This is a genomic window from Phytopseudomonas flavescens, from assembly GCF_900100535.1.
In the GTDB taxonomy this organism is placed as follows: Bacteria; Pseudomonadota; Gammaproteobacteria; order Pseudomonadales; family Pseudomonadaceae; genus Aquipseudomonas; species Aquipseudomonas flavescens.
The window spans coordinates 13,692-27,853 of the sequence record NZ_FNDG01000016.1; the positions used below are offsets into that span (position 1 = coordinate 13,692).

At 64.8% G+C, this 14,162-nt stretch carries 12 protein-coding genes and 2 pseudogenes; 8 read left to right on the top strand and 6 right to left on the bottom strand.

Features of this window, described 5'->3' with window-relative positions:
- Positions 1-250: 250 nt before the first annotated feature.
- Positions 251-2,455, top strand: coding sequence for a heavy metal translocating P-type ATPase (locus BLR94_RS18805; protein WP_208601357.1), 2,205 nt, complete (start codon positions 251-253; stop codon positions 2,453-2,455).
- 128 nt (positions 2,456-2,583) lie between these two features.
- Here BLR94_RS18805 and BLR94_RS18810 read toward each other — a convergent pair whose 3' ends face one another.
- Positions 2,584-3,186 carry a glutathione S-transferase family protein gene (locus BLR94_RS18810; protein ID WP_042552563.1) on the bottom strand — a complete coding sequence of 201 codons (603 nt, stop codon included), beginning with the start codon at positions 3,184-3,186 and terminating at the stop codon, positions 2,584-2,586.
- A 23-nt stretch (positions 3,187-3,209) separates the two neighbouring features.
- Entirely contained in the window at positions 3,210-4,376 is a 1,167-nt protein-coding gene (locus BLR94_RS18815; protein ID WP_084307635.1) for an aminotransferase-like domain-containing protein, read from the bottom strand.
- A gap of 81 nt (positions 4,377-4,457) precedes the next feature.
- On the opposite strand from BLR94_RS18815, the gene BLR94_RS18820 reads away from it, so the two are divergent.
- The 4 genes from BLR94_RS18820 to dapF all read left to right on the top strand — a co-directional run bounded on the left by BLR94_RS18820 (position 4,458) and on the right by dapF (position 7,700).
- Positions 4,458-4,904: a MarR family winged helix-turn-helix transcriptional regulator gene (locus tag BLR94_RS18820; RefSeq protein WP_084307634.1), complete on the top strand. Its 447-nt coding sequence runs from the start codon at positions 4,458-4,460 to the stop codon at positions 4,902-4,904.
- 95 nt (positions 4,905-4,999) lie between these two features.
- A complete protein-coding gene (locus tag BLR94_RS18825) occupies positions 5,000-5,614 on the top strand; it encodes a LysE family translocator (RefSeq protein WP_084307633.1) in 615 nt (204 codons plus the stop codon).
- Positions 5,614-6,807, top strand: a complete 1,194-nt coding sequence (locus tag BLR94_RS18830) for a benzoate/H(+) symporter BenE family transporter (protein ID WP_084307632.1) — start codon at positions 5,614-5,616, stop codon at positions 6,805-6,807. The genes BLR94_RS18825 and BLR94_RS18830 overlap by 1 nt, the downstream gene beginning before the upstream one ends.
- Before the next feature lie 29 nt (positions 6,808-6,836).
- Entirely contained in the window at positions 6,837-7,700 is an 864-nt protein-coding gene (gene dapF, locus BLR94_RS18835) for a diaminopimelate epimerase (RefSeq protein WP_084307631.1), read from the top strand.
- Position 7,701: 1 nt separating this feature from the next.
- Here dapF and BLR94_RS18840 read toward each other — a convergent pair.
- Positions 7,702-8,016, bottom strand: a pseudogene (locus BLR94_RS18840) (bile acid:sodium symporter family protein); the annotation flags it as partial.
- A gap of 193 nt (positions 8,017-8,209) precedes the next feature.
- On the opposite strand from BLR94_RS18840, the gene BLR94_RS18845 reads away from it, so the two are divergent.
- The 3 genes and pseudogenes from BLR94_RS18845 (at position 8,210) to BLR94_RS18855 (ending at position 11,107) form a co-directional block, all read left to right on the top strand.
- Positions 8,210-9,214, top strand: coding sequence for an NADP-dependent oxidoreductase (locus BLR94_RS18845; protein WP_084307629.1), 1,005 nt, complete (start codon positions 8,210-8,212; stop codon positions 9,212-9,214).
- Between the two features lie 127 nt (positions 9,215-9,341).
- Entirely contained in the window at positions 9,342-9,749 is a 408-nt protein-coding gene (locus BLR94_RS18850) for a hypothetical protein (RefSeq protein WP_084307628.1), read from the top strand.
- Between the two features lie 225 nt (positions 9,750-9,974).
- Positions 9,975-11,107, top strand: a pseudogene (locus BLR94_RS18855) (mechanosensitive ion channel family protein).
- Positions 11,108-11,127: 20 nt separating this feature from the next.
- Here the strand turns inward: BLR94_RS18855 and BLR94_RS18860 are convergent.
- The 3 genes from BLR94_RS18860 to BLR94_RS18870 all read right to left on the bottom strand — a co-directional run bounded on the left by BLR94_RS18860 (position 11,128) and on the right by BLR94_RS18870 (position 14,162).
- The gene (locus tag BLR94_RS18860; protein WP_084307658.1) at positions 11,128-11,508 is read right to left on the bottom strand and encodes a hypothetical protein; all 381 of its coding nucleotides are present in this window, start codon (positions 11,506-11,508) and stop codon (positions 11,128-11,130) included.
- An 81-nt stretch (positions 11,509-11,589) separates the two neighbouring features.
- A complete protein-coding gene (locus tag BLR94_RS18865; protein WP_084307627.1) occupies positions 11,590-12,942 on the bottom strand; it encodes an OprD family porin in 1,353 nt (450 codons plus the stop codon).
- Positions 12,942-14,162, bottom strand: coding sequence for an MFS transporter (locus tag BLR94_RS18870; protein WP_084307626.1), 1,221 nt, complete (start codon positions 14,160-14,162; stop codon positions 12,942-12,944). Before BLR94_RS18870 ends, BLR94_RS18865 begins: the two co-directional genes overlap by 1 nt.

Below are 14,162 nucleotides of genomic sequence, written 5' to 3' on the forward strand. Positions count from 1 at the left end.
CATGGCCAACTGCTGCGATCACGAGCACACCCCCAAGCCCCCTCGCCCCCAGGACTCATGCTGCGCCGCAGAGAAGGCAGCGTCTTGCTGCAACTCGAGCAGCGCATTGATCACCGGGATCGCTGAGCCCGTGGCCGCCCACGCCAGCCGGGCGATGGAAAGCAGCAGCTTGCGCATCGAGCAGATGTGCTGCCCGACGGAGGAAGGTCTGATTCGCGACAAGCTGCAGCATCTGCCCGAAGTGCACGCCATGCAGTTCAACCTGCTCAACCGCACGCTACTGGTCGAGCACCAGGCGGGCGCGGCCCCCTTGCTGGTCAAGGCCATCGCCAGCCTGGGCATGCAGGCATTGCCGCTGGCAGCACAGACCCGGGTGCGCATCGAGCAGATGGACTGTCCCACCGAGGAGCGCCTGATCACCGACAAGCTCGCCCGTCAGCCCGGTATCGAGGCCTTGCAGTTCAACCTGATGCAACGGGTGCTGACCATTCGTCATCGTCCGGACGCCCTCGAGCCAGCGCTGCAGGCCATACGTGAACTGGGTTTCACCCCGCAGCCCGAAGGCGATGAAAGCCAGCCGGTAATTGCCGAGCCCCCCCACGACGGCTTTCCGTGGCGACTGATAATGGCTGGCGTGGCGGCATTCATGGCCGAGCTGGTGCACTTCACCGACACCGCGCCGCAGTGGGTGATCGCGCTGATCGCTGTGGGCGCGATCCTCACGGCCGGGCTGGATGTCTACAAGAAAGGCTGGATCGCCCTCAAGAACCTCAACCTGAACATCAATGCGCTGATGAGCATCGCCGTGACCGGCGCCGTGCTGATCGGCCAGTGGCCCGAAGCGGCAATGGTCATGGTGCTGTTCGCCATCGCCGAACGGATCGAGGCGAAATCCCTGGATCGCGCGCGCAATGCCATTCGCGGCCTGATGGCACTGACCCCGGAGCAGGCCACGGTGCGTCAGGCCGACGGCAGCTGGCAGACAACGGACGTCACACAGGTTGCCATCGGCAGTGTGGTTCGCCTGCGCCCCGGGGAACGCATCGGCCTGGATGGCCAGGTGCTCGCCGGCCACTCGACGGTCGACCAGTCGCCGATCACCGGGGAAAGCCTGCCCATCGAGAAAAGCGTGGGCGACAGCCTGTTCGCCGGCACCATCAACCAGAGTGGTGCCCTGGACTACCAGGTCAGCGCCGCCGCCAGCAACAGCGCGCTGTCACGCATCATCAAGGCCGTGGAACAAGCCCAGGGCGCGCGGGCACCGACCCAGCGCTTCGTCGACCGTTTCGCGCGCCTCTACACGCCACTGGTGTTCCTGCTCTCCCTGGCCGTGGCCGTGGTACCGCCGCTGCTGCTCAGTGGTGACTGGTTCGAGTGGGTGTACCGCGCCCTGGTCCTGCTGGTGGTCGCCTGCCCCTGCGCCCTGGTGATTTCCACCCCGGTGAGCATCGTCAGCGGCCTGGCGGCGGCGGCGCGCAAGGGCATTCTGGTCAAGGGCGGCGTGTACCTGGAGAACGGCCGGCACATCAGCCACCTGGCGCTGGACAAGACCGGTACCCTCACCCACGGCAAACCGGTGCAGACCGACTATCAGGCCCTGGAAGGCAACGCCGATGACTACCGCAAGCTGGCCGCCAGCCTGGCCGCCCGTTCCGATCACCCGGTGTCCCAGGCGCTGGCCAAGGCAGCCGAGGAGCAAGGTATCGCGCTCGACGACGTGCAGGCATTCGAGGCGCTGCCCGGGCGTGGCGTGCGCGGCGTGATCGACGGCCAGCGCTACCAACTGGGCAATCATCGTCTGCTCGAAGAGCTGGGCCTGTGCTCGCCGGAGATCGAAGCCCGGCTCGATGCACTGGAACGTGAAGGCAAGACGGTGATTCTACTCAGCGACGACAAGCGCGCCCTGGCGCTGTTCGCGGTTGCCGACACGCTCAAGGCCAGCAGCCGCGAGGCCATCGCCAGCCTGCATGGCATGGGCATCAGGACCCTGATGCTCACCGGTGACAATCAGCACACGGCGCGAGCCATCGCCGCTCAGGTCGGCATCGATGAAGCCCGCGGCGACCTGCTGCCCGCCGACAAGCTGACCACCGTGGAGGGCCTGCTCGGCCAGAAAGGCGTGGTCGCCATGGTCGGTGACGGCATCAACGACGCCCCCGCCCTGGCCCGCGCCGATATCGGCTTCGCCATGGCGGCGATCGGCACCGACACGGCCATCGAAACCGCCGACGTGGCGATCATGGACGACGACCTGCGCAAGATCCCTGCGTTCATCCGGCTGTCCCGGCAGACCGCGGCAGTCCTCAAGCAGAACATCGCCCTGGCTCTGGGGATCAAGGCGATCTTCCTGGCCATGACCATCACCGGGCACGCCACCCTGTGGATGGCGGTGTTCGCCGACGTGGGCGTGAGCCTGCTGGTGGTATTCAACGGGTTGCGCCTGCTGCGCAAGTAGGTGCTTGCTCCCATGGCCTGTCACTGGGCGCAGCGATGGGGGGCGACTTCGATAGCTGCATTTACAAGCAGCGAAAACCGTTCCCTGGGTTTCGCTGCGCTCTACGCCAGGCTACAGGTGGGGGTGTATCAACCCAGCATGGTCACGTGCTGCGGGTGGCTGGCTACGCGGTCCAGCCAGGCGTTGACCGCCGGGTAGCCGCTCAGGTCGAAACCGCCCTCGTGAGCCACGTGGGTATAGGCGTACAGGGCGATATCGGCGATGGAGTAGCGGTCGCCGACCAGATACGGGGTCTGCTCCAGCTGCCGCTCCATGACCCGCAGCGCCTTGTGGCCGCGCACCTGGCACACCTTGTACTCCTCGGCGCGTGCCGCTGGCATGCCTTCGAGCCACTGGATGCGACGGGCCACGGCAATGTAGGGCTCATGGCTGTACTGCTCGAAGAACTGCCATTGCAGCACCTGGGTGCGCAGGCGTGGTTCGGTCTGCAGGAACTCGCTGCCATCGGCGAGGAAATTGAGAATGGCGTTGGACTCCCAGAGGTACGAGCCGTCCTCCAGCTCCAGCACTGGAATCCTGCCATTGGGGTTCTTGGCCAGGAACTCGGGGCTCTGTGTCTCGCCCTTGAAAATATCGATGGGCACCCATTCGAACGGTTTGCCGAGCAGGGTCAGCATCAGCTTGACCTTGTAGCAGTTGCCGGAACGGTAATCGCCATACACCTTGTACATGTTCGAGTCCTCTTGTCCGATAGTCACGCCGCGTTCGCGGCCAGTCCCTGACGCACCACACCCGCCAGCCGGCGCAGCCCTTCCCCCAGGCGTTGCGGTGCCACGTGGCTGAAGTTCAGCCTCAGGTAACCGTGCTGGCGATCCGGGTCGATGAAAAACGGCTCGCCCGGCATGAATGCCACGTTCTGTGCCAGCGCCGCGTCGAGCAGCAGACGGGTGTCCTGGGGCTGCTTGAGGCGCAGCCAGAAGAACAGGCCACCCTGGGGAATCTGCCACTCGGCCAGATCACTGAAATGTTCGACGAGCGCCGCCTGCATCGCATCACGCCGCAAGCGATAGAAATCTCGCAATTCGGCCAGATGCTCGCTGTAGCGCTCGGTACCCAGCCATTGCAGCGCCTGCCACTGGCCCACGCGATTGGTATGCAGGTCCGCCGACTGCTTGAGGCGCAGCAAATGGGGGTACAGGTCCGCCGTGGCGATCAGGTAACCGACGCGCAGCCCGGGCAACAGGGTCTTGGAGACGGTACCGGTGTAGATCCAGCTGGCCTTGCGCAGACGGCTGACGATCGGCGTGGCGCTGCCTGCGTCGAACACCAGCTCGCGGTAGGGTTCGTCCTCGATCAACGTCACCCCGTAACGGTCCAGCAGGGCCGCCACGGCATCGCGCTTGGCCTCGCTGTAGCGTACGGCACTGGGGTTCTGGAACGTCGGGATCAGGTAGGCGAAGGCCGGGCGCTGGCGTTCAAGCTGCTCTTCGAGCGCCTGCAACTGTGGGCCATCGGCCTCCTGCGGCACGCCGATGCAGTCGGCGCCGAACAGCTGGAAGGCCTGCAGCGCAGCCAGGTAGGTCGGCGCCTCGAGCAACACCTTGCTACCTGGGTCGATGAACAGCTTGGCGGCCAGGTCGAGGGTCTGCTGCGAGCCGCTGACGATCAGCACCTGGCTCGCCTCGCACGGCACGCCCAGGGCACGGGCTTCGGCGGCAATGGCTTCACGCAGCGCCGGTTCCCCCTCGCTCATCCCGTACTGGCCCATGCTGGCAGGCATCTGCGACCAGTCGAGTTGGGGCAACATCTCTTCGGCAGGCAGGCCACCGGCGAACGACATCACCTCCGGACGCTGGGCAGCAGCGAGAATCTCACGGATCAGGGAGCTTTTCAGGCGGGTGATGCGTTCGGAGAAGGCCATGGAGGTCACCGGATGATAAGTCGGGAAAATTGAGTCAAACTGGTTGACCGAAAGTACGACGCCCGAGACATATACGTCAACATGATTGACCTTAAAAATTCAGCTACTCAGCAAGCGGCCATGGAAGCCTTCTTCTTCGGTTACCAGGCGTTCACCGCCAAGGCCGACGAAATGCTCGCGCGCCGCGGGCTGTCGCGGGTGCACCAGCGCATCCTGTTCTTCATCGCCCGCCATCCCGGGTTGAGCGTCACCGAACTGCTCGGCTACCTCGGGGTGAGCAAGCAGGCACTGAGCATTCCGCTGCGCCAGCTGCTGGAGATGCACCTGGCGCAGAGCGTCACCGCCGAAGATGACAAGCGCAAACGTCTGCTCGGCCTTAGCGCAGAAGGCGCGAAGCTGGAGCGCGCTCTGCGCCGCGAACAGGTCAAGCTGCTGCAGCGGGCCTTTGACGAAAGCGGCAAGCACGCGGTCGATGGCTGGCTGGCGGTGAACAAGGCGCTGAGCGGTACAGGTCGCACCTCAGACTGATACTGCGCGACTGTATGGCTGCTTATAACCGACTCTGTACCGCGACGGTCGCTTAGCTAGCCCTTATCGTGCGGGCTCAACCACGAGAACTCACCATGACTCCGGAACTGCTGATCGCCTTCATCGCCTTTGCCTTCGTCACCTCGGTAACGCCTGGCCCCAACAATATGATGCTGCTCGCCTCCGGGGTGAACTTCGGCCTGCGTCGCAGCGTGCCGCACATGCTCGGCATCAGCCTCGGCTTCATGGTGCTGGTGATGTGTGTGGGGTTCGGTCTGGGTCAGGTATTCGAGCAGGTACCGGCGCTGTATACCCTGCTGCGCTACCTGGGGGCGGCCTATCTGCTCTACCTGGCCTGGAAGATCGCCGGCTCCGGTGCTCCGGACAGCACGGGGGGCGAACGTGGCAAGCCCTTCACCTTTCTTCAGGCCGCCGCCTTTCAGTGGGTCAATCCCAAGGCCTGGGTGATGGCCATCGGCGCCATCACCACCTACACGCCACAGGAGAACTTCCTGGTCAACGTGCTGCTGATCGCCGGGCTGTTCGCGCTGGTCAACTGCCCCAGCGTGGGGCTGTGGACGGTGGCAGGCTCGCTGCTGCGCAACTGGCTGCGTAACCCCCGTGTACTGCGTGCCTTCAACATAGGCATGGCGGTGCTGCTGGTGGCCTCGTTGTACCCGATCTTCGCTGACATGAAAGGAGTGCTGTGATGCTCGAGAGCAGCCATGCGCGCCTGCGGCCGCTGGCCGACACCTCGGCCTCCGCCGTGGTAGCCGGTTTCATCGGCATGCTCACGGGCTATACCAGCTCTCTGGTGCTGATGTTCCAGGCGGGCCAGGCTGCCGGGCTCAGCGCCGGGCAGATTTCCTCGTGGATCTGGGCGCTGTCGATCGGCATGGCGGTAACCTGCATCGGCCTGTCCCTGCGCTACCGCGCACCGATCATGGTCGCCTGGTCGACGCCCGGCGCGGCATTGCTGATCACCAGCCTGCCCGGCGTGCCCTACAGCGAAGCGATCGGTGCCTATATCCTGTGCTCCGCCCTGATTCTGCTCTGCGGCCTGACTGGCAGCTTCGACCGCATCATGCGGCGCATCCCCGGCTCCATCGCCGCCGCCCTGCTGGCCGGTGTGCTGTTCAAGATCGCACTGGAAATCTGCGTGGCCGCCGAGCAGCAACCGTTGCTGGTGATCGCCATGCTGTTCGCCTACTTGCTGGGCAAGCGCCTGTTGCCCCGCTACGCCGTACTGGCTGCGCTGCTGGTCGGCTGTGTGCTGGCTGGAACCCTGGGGCTGCTGAATTTCTCCCAGTTCGAGCTGCAACTGGCGACGCCGGAATGGACCACACCCAGCTTCTCCATCGCCGCGGCGATCAGCATCGGCATTCCGCTGTTCATCGTCGCCATGGCCTCGCAGAACCTGCCAGGCATGGCCGTACTGCGCGCCAACGGCTATGACGTTCCTGCATCGCCGCTGCTCACTACCACCAGCCTGGTGTCGATCCTGTTGGCACCGTTCGGCTCCCACGGTATTCACATGGCAGCCATCAGCGCGGCGATCTGTGCCGGCCCGGAGGCCCATGAGGATCCACGCAAGCGTTATACGGCGGCGATCTGGTGCGGGGTGTTCTACGGCATCGCCGGGCTGTTCGGCGCCACCCTCGCCGCCCTGTTCGCTGCACTGCCCAAGGCGCTGATCCTGTCCATCGCCGCCCTGGCACTGTTCGCCTCGATCATCGGCGGCCTGACCCAGGCCATGAGCGAGCCCAGGGAGCGGGAAGCGGCGCTTATCACCTTTCTCGTCACCGCATCGGGGATGACCCTGTTCGGAGTAGGTTCGGCGTTCTGGGGCATCGTCGCCGGGCTGCTGACCCTGGCACTGCTCAATGGCGGCAAACGTGCCTGAGCGGCGATGAACATCTCGAGGCCCCTGGCATGCCGGTGAGTTTTCACAAAATGCACGCCAACGGCGATGACTTCGTGGTGGTCGACTCACGAAACTCGCCCAACCCGATAACAGGTGCCCTGGTGCGGCGCCTGGGCGATCGCCACTGTGGCATCGGCTTCAATCAACTGGCGGTGATACTCGCTTGCGCGGATGCAGATGCACGCCTGGCGTTCTGGAACGCCGATGGTTCGACGCTGGATGCCTGTGGCAGCGCGACGCGTGGCGTTGCAGACCTGCTGATGCGCGAATCGAACGGCAGCAGGCTGCTACTGCGCAGCAACCGCGGCCTGCTGACCTGCGAGCGGACCAGCGATGGAGCCATTGCCGTGAGCATGGCGGAGCCGCTATTCGACTGGGCGGATATCCCCCTGGCCGAGGAGCACGACACAGCTGCCTTACTGCTCGCCGGCGCCCCATCGGCCTGCAGCATGGGCAATCCGCACTGCACCTATTTCGTCGATGACCTGACAGCGCTGGATATCGCCACACTCGGGCCGGCGCTGGAGATCGACCCGCTGTTCCCCCGCAAAACCAATGTGCACTTCGTGCAGATCATCGACCGCAGACGCATCAGGCTGCGCATCTGGGAGCGGGGTGGCGGCATTCCCCTCGGCTCGGGATCCTGCTCCTGCGGTGCCGTGGTCAACGGCATCCGCCGCGGCCTGCTGGACGACACCGTCGACGTGGAATGTGATGGCGGAACCGTGACGGTTCATTGGGATAAAAGCGGATCAGTCTTTCTTACCGGGCCGGTAGAGCACAGCTTTTCCGGCGTTATCGCGGATAGCGTATTGGCCAGTACAGCCAGCACCGAACTACCTGAAACCCTTACCCGAAGCACCCCTTTCTAGGCACATCGCCATGGTGTTGTGGGCTGAGCGCCAGAGCGATGGCCAGGCGGCTGTACAGATTGGCGGAGGTGCCACCGGGCGAAGCGGCCGGCAGTATCATGCCCACCGCCAGGGCGGGTGCCAGGCCGGATGCCTGTACCATGAAGAAACAGGCCGCCGGCAACAGCAGCAACTGGCAGAACAGGCCGATCAGTACCGGCTTGGGGTACGTCACCACCCGGGCGAAATCCGCCAGGGTCAGCGACAGGCCCAGGCCGAGCATGATGATGCCCAGCGCCAGGGGAAGAAACACGCTCAGCCAGGGACTTGCAGTCATCGATACAGCTGCGCGGCCAGAATTCCGTGAGCCTGATCCATGCTGCAGCCGGCGACGCTCAGCCTGCGCACGGGGGCATGCCGGCCCCTGCCCCATCAATTGGATGGATCGGTGAACATTCGTCCACGGCGACATGCTTGTCCAATGACCTGTATGGACTTATCACCACTGCATATTTCAACGGAGCCCTGCCATGTCCACTCAGCTCAACCGCCAGTTCCTGCTCGCCAAACGCCCCACCGGGATGGTCAGCCGCGATACCTTCGATTATGTGGAAAAACCGCTGGGCGAACCTGGCGACGGGCAGATTCTGGTCAAGAATCTCTACCTGTCGCTGGATCCGGCCATGCGCGGCTGGATGAACGAGGGCAAGTCCTATATCGCCCCGGTCGGCCTGGGCGACGTGATGCGTGCGCTCGGCGTGGGCGAAGTGATCGCATCCAGACACCCTGACTACGCCGTCGGCGATCACGTCAACGGCGCCCTGGGCGTGCAGGACTACTTCCTCGGCGAGCCCAAGGGGTTCTACAAGGTCGACCCGCAGCGCGCGCCATTGCCGGTGTATCTGTCAGCCCTCGGCATGACGGGCATGACCGCCTACTTCGCCCTGCTCGATGTCGGCGCCCCGAAGAGCGGCGACACCGTGGTGCTGTCCGGTGCAGCCGGCGCAGTGGGCAGCATCGCCGGGCAGATCGCCAAGCTGAAGGGTTGCCGGGTCATCGGCATTGCCGGTGGTGCGGAAAAATGCGCTTACCTGACCAATGAGCTGGGCTTCGACGCCGCCATCGACTACAAGAGCGAGCCCCTGCCCGAGGCGCTCAAGCGCGAGTGTCCGAAAGGTATCGATGTGTACTTCGACAACGTCGGTGGCGACACCCTCGATGCGGTACTCGGCCGCCTGGCTCCCAAGGCGCGCATCGTCATCTGCGGCGCCATCAGCCAGTACAACAACAAGGACGCGGTCAAGGGCCCGGCCAACTACCTGTCGCTGCTGGTCAACCGCGCACGCATGGAAGGTTTCGTGGTGATGGATCACGCTGCCCATTTCGCCAGCGCTGCGGCTGAGATCGGCGGCTGGCTCGCCAGCGGCAAGATCAAATCGAAAGAGCATGTGGTCGAGGGCCTGGAAACCTTCCCGGAGACCCTGCTCAAGCTGTTCAAGGGGGAAAACTTCGGCAAGTTGGTACTCAAGGTCTGAAACGCGCTCGAAAAAAAGATGGCCAGGCGCCATCAAATGACTTGAGCCCGCGTGGGACGTTCAGGTAGTTTCGCCGCCATGCTGTTTGCCCGCCGGGGCAGGTTGATCCTTCACGCCAGGAGCCTTTATGGAACTCACCGTCACTGTCACCGCGATCACCCTGCTTGCTGCTGCCTACCTGCTGTCGCAACCGCTGCGCGGCATCACGGCACGGTGCAATCGGCCCATGGAGGAATGGCTGTCCAGCTACCAGGCGTGCGGCCCGGTCGAACAGCATGAAATGGCCGATGCGCTGGTGCGTCAGTCCATGCGCCTTGCCGCCAACATGGGTGTGCAGGTCAGCCTCGATGACCTGCTGGCCAATGGCAGGGAACCCACCGAGTTGATCGTCACCTGGCGAGATCAACTGCCCAGCGTCATCCCCGCGTCTTCGTTGCCAGGCACGCCGGCAAGCACCATCGGTACCCTGCTGCTGATCCATCAGTTGCAGCCATCGCGCTTCTACCAACTGCTTGGCCAGTCCAGCGTAGGCTGAGGCCCTTCGCTGGCGACCTGCACCGGCGTGATGACGTTGCCAATCGCCACGGCACTCTCTGGACAGCGTCTGTAACCCTCATCATTCGGCGCTCTGCCCCCCGATCGACTGGCGGGTGCCGCGCCGATGGGGGCGCCCCGAGGCGACTCAGCAGACCATTGAGGGGGAACTTCTACACCCCAGGGCCTACAGAAAACTGTATTGGCTTTTTCAGGGGACCCCCGAATGGAACAGTGGAATATCTGGCTCGACCGCGAAGTGTGGCTCGGCGGCGGCATCGTGGTGGTCGCGACGGCAGTGATCTATACCGTGCTGCGTACCGTGGTCGGCATCCTCCACAAGCGCTTGAGCCTCTGGTCGAAAGGCCAGGACGGCAATTGGCAGCATTTCGTCGCGGTGGTGATAGGGCGGACCAGCCGAGTGCTGCTGCTCGCCTTCTCGCTGTTGCTGGCACTGCGCCTGCCGGATCTTCCAGGCAGTTGGCAGGCCGCCCTCAGCCACACCTGGTTCGTCGCCCTGGCCCTGCAGATCGCCCTGTGGGTGGACACCGGCGTACGCCTGTGGTCGCGCAGCCTGGCGGTCAGCAAGCAGGGAGGTGGTTTCAACCCGGTGATGACCACCATCATCAGCATCATGGTGTTGATCGTGGTGTGGTCGGTGATGCTGCTGTCGATCCTCGCCAACCTCGGTGTGGACATCACTGCGCTGGTGGCCAGCCTGGGGGTCGGTGGCATCGCCGTGGCGCTGGCGGTACAACAGGTGCTGGGTGACGTGTTCGCTTCGCTGTCCATCGGCGTCGACAAACCCTTCGAAATCGGTGACTTCGTGGTGTTCGGCGAGGTAGCCGGAAGCATCGAGCACATCGGCCTTAAAACCACGCGCATCCGCAGCCTCAGTGGCGAGCAGGTGGTGTGCGCGAATGCCGACCTGCTGCGGCAGATCGTGCACAACTACAAGCGCATGGACACGCGCCGCATCGTCTTCAAGTTCGGGGTCAGCTACGACACCCCGAGCGACAAGGTTCGCCAGGTATCGGAGAAGGTCGGCGACATCATCCGTGCGACCCCGAAGACCACCTTCGACCGTGCCCATTTCCTCGGCTTCGACGAAAGCCAGTTGACCTTCGAAGTGGTCTACATGTGCTGAGCTCGGACTACAACCAGTACATGGATATCCAGCAGGAGATCAACCTGCAACTGCTCGATGCCCTGCGGGAAATGCAGGTGCGCTTCGCCCTGCCGCGTCGCGACCTGCGCCTGGTCGGCGAGCGCACGCCAACGCTGCAGGTCGCCGGCCTGCCGCAGCAGGCCGAGCCCGAGGTAAACGAGCACGACCAGCGCCTGCCGCGCTTCAGCTGAGCGGATCACCAGGCGCCTAGCTAACGGCAACCTGTCATGCGGTTGCAATTGACCCGGTCGCGCTCGCCCCTGGAACTGGAAATCCGGCTGACCACGTTCCAGCCGATGCGTCGACTGGAACCCACCCACAGCTCGCCGTTGCTGCTGACGCCGGTGAACAGCTGCAGGCGACCGTAGGAGATGCTGGTCTGTGCCCAGCGTTGCCCACTGATGACGTCGAAGCCGCGCATCAGCGTATCGCTGCCCTGCTGGACGATGCCGTAGTGGTTGCCGAGACGATCCGTGCAATTGATCAGGGTCGCGCTGCGCGTGCAACGCATGGCCTCACCGGGCAGCGGCAGCCCCGCCAGCAACGAGGGGCTCAGCAATAGCACGAGTACGAAGGCGATCAGGCGTGGCACGCTGCTGTCCGGGCGAAGGCGATCATGTAGCCTGCGCTTCACTGGCGTAGCCGCGCAAGCCGGATGACGCCCGGCGATCGTTCACAGACGGCCACTGAGCGGGTACTCCAGCGACAGGCGCAGTTGATCCACATCGCCCTCGGCCTGAGCGGCATTGCCGCGGTGCACGCTGTGGCGCAGCAGCAGGGCCAGGTCCTTGGCGGCGCCGGCCTGCACCACGTAGCGCAGGTTGAGGTCGCGCTCCCAGTGCTTGCCGCCCTTGCCGTAGCCGAGCCAGGCATAGCTGCCGTTGGCATCGACGTCGCTGCCGTCGATGCCGCTACCGCGCACGTAGGCGGCGCCGGCGCTCAACCCGGGAACGCCGGCGCCCGCCAGGTCGTAGGTGTAGGCAAGCTGCCAGGAACGCTCGTTGGGCGCATTGAAGTCCGACAGCTGCACCGCGTTGCCCAGCCAGATCGCCCCACGGGTGACGTAGTCGAACGGCGTGTCACCGTCGACCTGCTGATAACCTAGGGCCAGCCTGTGGTAGGCCTGGGTGTAGCTGAGCAGCAGGCTGCCGGTGGTGTTGGCCACTTCCCCAGCCAGGGCGCGGCCGGTGTCGCGACTGCGGTATAGGTTCAGGTCGAGCCCCAGCGCTCGCCGCTCATCCACGGCATGGCTGTAGCTGGCGCCCAGGTAGGCGCTGCGCCAGCTGTCCTGTAGCTCGCCGCCATAGAGGCTGAAGGACAGCCCCGGAACGCCGCTGTAGGTGCCGCCGACGAAGCTGAATGCGTTGCCGAGGCGCATCGCCGGATTGGCGTAGTTGATCACCAGGGGGTTGTTGTTACTGCGCGAATTGCGATCGGCCGAACCGGTGAAGTGGCCGCCGCTCAGCACCAGGTCGTCGATCTCGCGGCTGTCGAGGAACCAGCCGGTATGGGTTTCCGGCAGCAGGCGGCTATCGGACGAGGAAAAGAGCGGTGTCTTCACCCGCTGCTCGCCGTAGCGAAGCCAGGTCGATGACAGGCGTGCCTTGACGGCGGCGCCGCCACGAGCGGCATCGCCCTGGTCGTAGCCGTCGCTGTCCACCGGCATGTGGCGCAACTTGCCGGCACGACCGCCGCCGCCATCGAGTTTCTGCGACAGGTACAGGTGACCATCCAGGCCGAAGCCCAGGGTGCCTTGGGTGAAGCCGGACTTGACCTCGCCCATCAGGCCATAGCCCCACTCCTCGGCATAGCCATTGCGCTGGTCGCGCGGCTTGTAGGCGTTGCGGGCACCGTTGCTGCGCCCGCCGTGGCGGTAGTCGCGGTTCTCATAGACCGTGCGGTTGAGCAGGCTCCAGGTGGAATCCTCGAAGAACCCGTCGCTGGCGGACTGGCTAACCGGCGCCGCCAGCAGCAGCGGGGAAACCCATGCCGTGGCGGCGAGCAGGGTCGGGTAGAGCTTGGTCATTATCGTTCCTTGTTGAGAGACAGGCGTCCCATGTGCCGGGACAGGCCGAATGCGGCGGCGCAACCCAGGCCGCCAAGTGCCCACCAGAGCAGCTGCGGCGGCGCTTGATCGGCGCTCAGCAGACGCCCGATCAGTACGTTGCCGAGCAGGGCGGCCAAGCCACCCACCCCGGCGAAGAATCCGTAGTAGGCAGCCAGTTGCCCGCGCCTGGCGTAATGAGGCACGTGGGCCGAGAGCAGCGGCAGCACCAGCAGGCTGCCGAGGCTCAACAGGGCAGCCATCGACAGCACCGCCCATTGCGGGCCGAGCAGACTGGCCAGGGGGTCGGCCAACAGCGTGTAGCTGGCCGCCATCAGCGCCAGACCGAGGCCCATGCCCTGCCCCTCGCTGAGCCAGCGCTGGCGCAGCGCGCTGATCGGCATCTGCAGCAGCACACCGACCAACGCGGTGATCACGAACACCCGGGTGATCCAGGCCTGGCCGCCGCCGTGGGCGTGGCTGTAGGCCGGGATGGCCAGATAAAGCGGATGGAACAGCAGCGGATAGGCCGCAGCCAACAGGGCGAAACGCAGGAATGGCCACTGCTGCAGCATGTCCAGGCACTGGCGCAACATGGTCACCGGCTCGTCGCCGGAAACCAGCTCCTTGCTCGGCAGGAAGCGCCACTGCACCAGGGTCATGAGCAGAAACAGCCCGGCCGCCACACTGCCGGATACCGCGAAATCGATGCCGATCAGCAGCAAGCCTGCCAGTGGCCCGAGCAGCATGCCGGCGGTGCTGGCCATGTTCTGCAGGGCGAATGCGCGCTTGCGCTGCTGCATGTCCTGGCACTCGTCGGCCAGGTAGGCCTGGGCACAAGGTGTGAACAGCGCACCGGCAAAGCCGCTGACGCAGGCGGCCAGCAGTAGAACCGCCAGGCTTTCCGAGAAGCCAAGCACGGCAAACCCCACGCAGCGCACCAGGCAGCCGATCAGGATGGCGCGTCGATAGCCGATGCGGTCACCCAGCAAGCCCCCGAACAGGAACAGCCCCTGCTGGCTGAACACGCGGATACCGAGCACCAGGCCCACCGCCCAACCCGCCAGCCCCAGGGTCTCGCTGAGGTGTCCGGCCAGATACGGCACCAGCAGGTAGAAGCCGAAGTTGAATGCCAGGCTGTTGAGCACCAGCACCCGCGCCGCCGGTGACAGGCTGGCGAAGGTATCCAGCACGCGGCTCAT

What these genes read in the sequence shown, in the direction of transcription:
- BLR94_RS18825 (WP_084307633.1), top strand. Translation starts at nt 5,000, where the DNA reads ATGACTCCGGAACTGCTGATCGCCTTCATCGCCTTTGCCTTCGTCACC.
- BLR94_RS18845 (WP_084307629.1), top strand. Translation starts at nt 8,210, where the DNA reads ATGTCCACTCAGCTCAACCGCCAGTTCCTGCTCGCCAAACGCCCCACC.
- BLR94_RS18850 (WP_084307628.1), top strand. Translation starts at nt 9,342, where the DNA reads ATGGAACTCACCGTCACTGTCACCGCGATCACCCTGCTTGCTGCTGCC.
- BLR94_RS18810 (WP_042552563.1), bottom strand. Translation starts at nt 3,186, where the DNA reads ATGTACAAGGTGTATGGCGATTACCGTTCCGGCAACTGCTACAAGGTC.
- BLR94_RS18865 (WP_084307627.1), bottom strand. Translation starts at nt 12,942, where the DNA reads ATGACCAAGCTCTACCCGACCCTGCTCGCCGCCACGGCATGGGTTTCC.
- BLR94_RS18830 (WP_084307632.1), top strand. Translation starts at nt 5,614, where the DNA reads ATGCTCGAGAGCAGCCATGCGCGCCTGCGGCCGCTGGCCGACACCTCG.
- BLR94_RS18805 (WP_208601357.1), top strand. Translation starts at nt 251, where the DNA reads ATGCAGTTCAACCTGCTCAACCGCACGCTACTGGTCGAGCACCAGGCG.
- BLR94_RS18820 (WP_084307634.1), top strand. Translation starts at nt 4,458, where the DNA reads ATGATTGACCTTAAAAATTCAGCTACTCAGCAAGCGGCCATGGAAGCC.
- BLR94_RS18870 (WP_084307626.1), bottom strand. Translation starts at nt 14,162, where the DNA reads ATGAGCCGCGTGCTGGATACCTTCGCCAGCCTGTCACCGGCGGCGCGG.
- dapF (WP_084307631.1), top strand. Translation starts at nt 6,837, where the DNA reads ATGCCGGTGAGTTTTCACAAAATGCACGCCAACGGCGATGACTTCGTG.
- BLR94_RS18815 (WP_084307635.1), bottom strand. Translation starts at nt 4,376, where the DNA reads ATGGCCTTCTCCGAACGCATCACCCGCCTGAAAAGCTCCCTGATCCGT.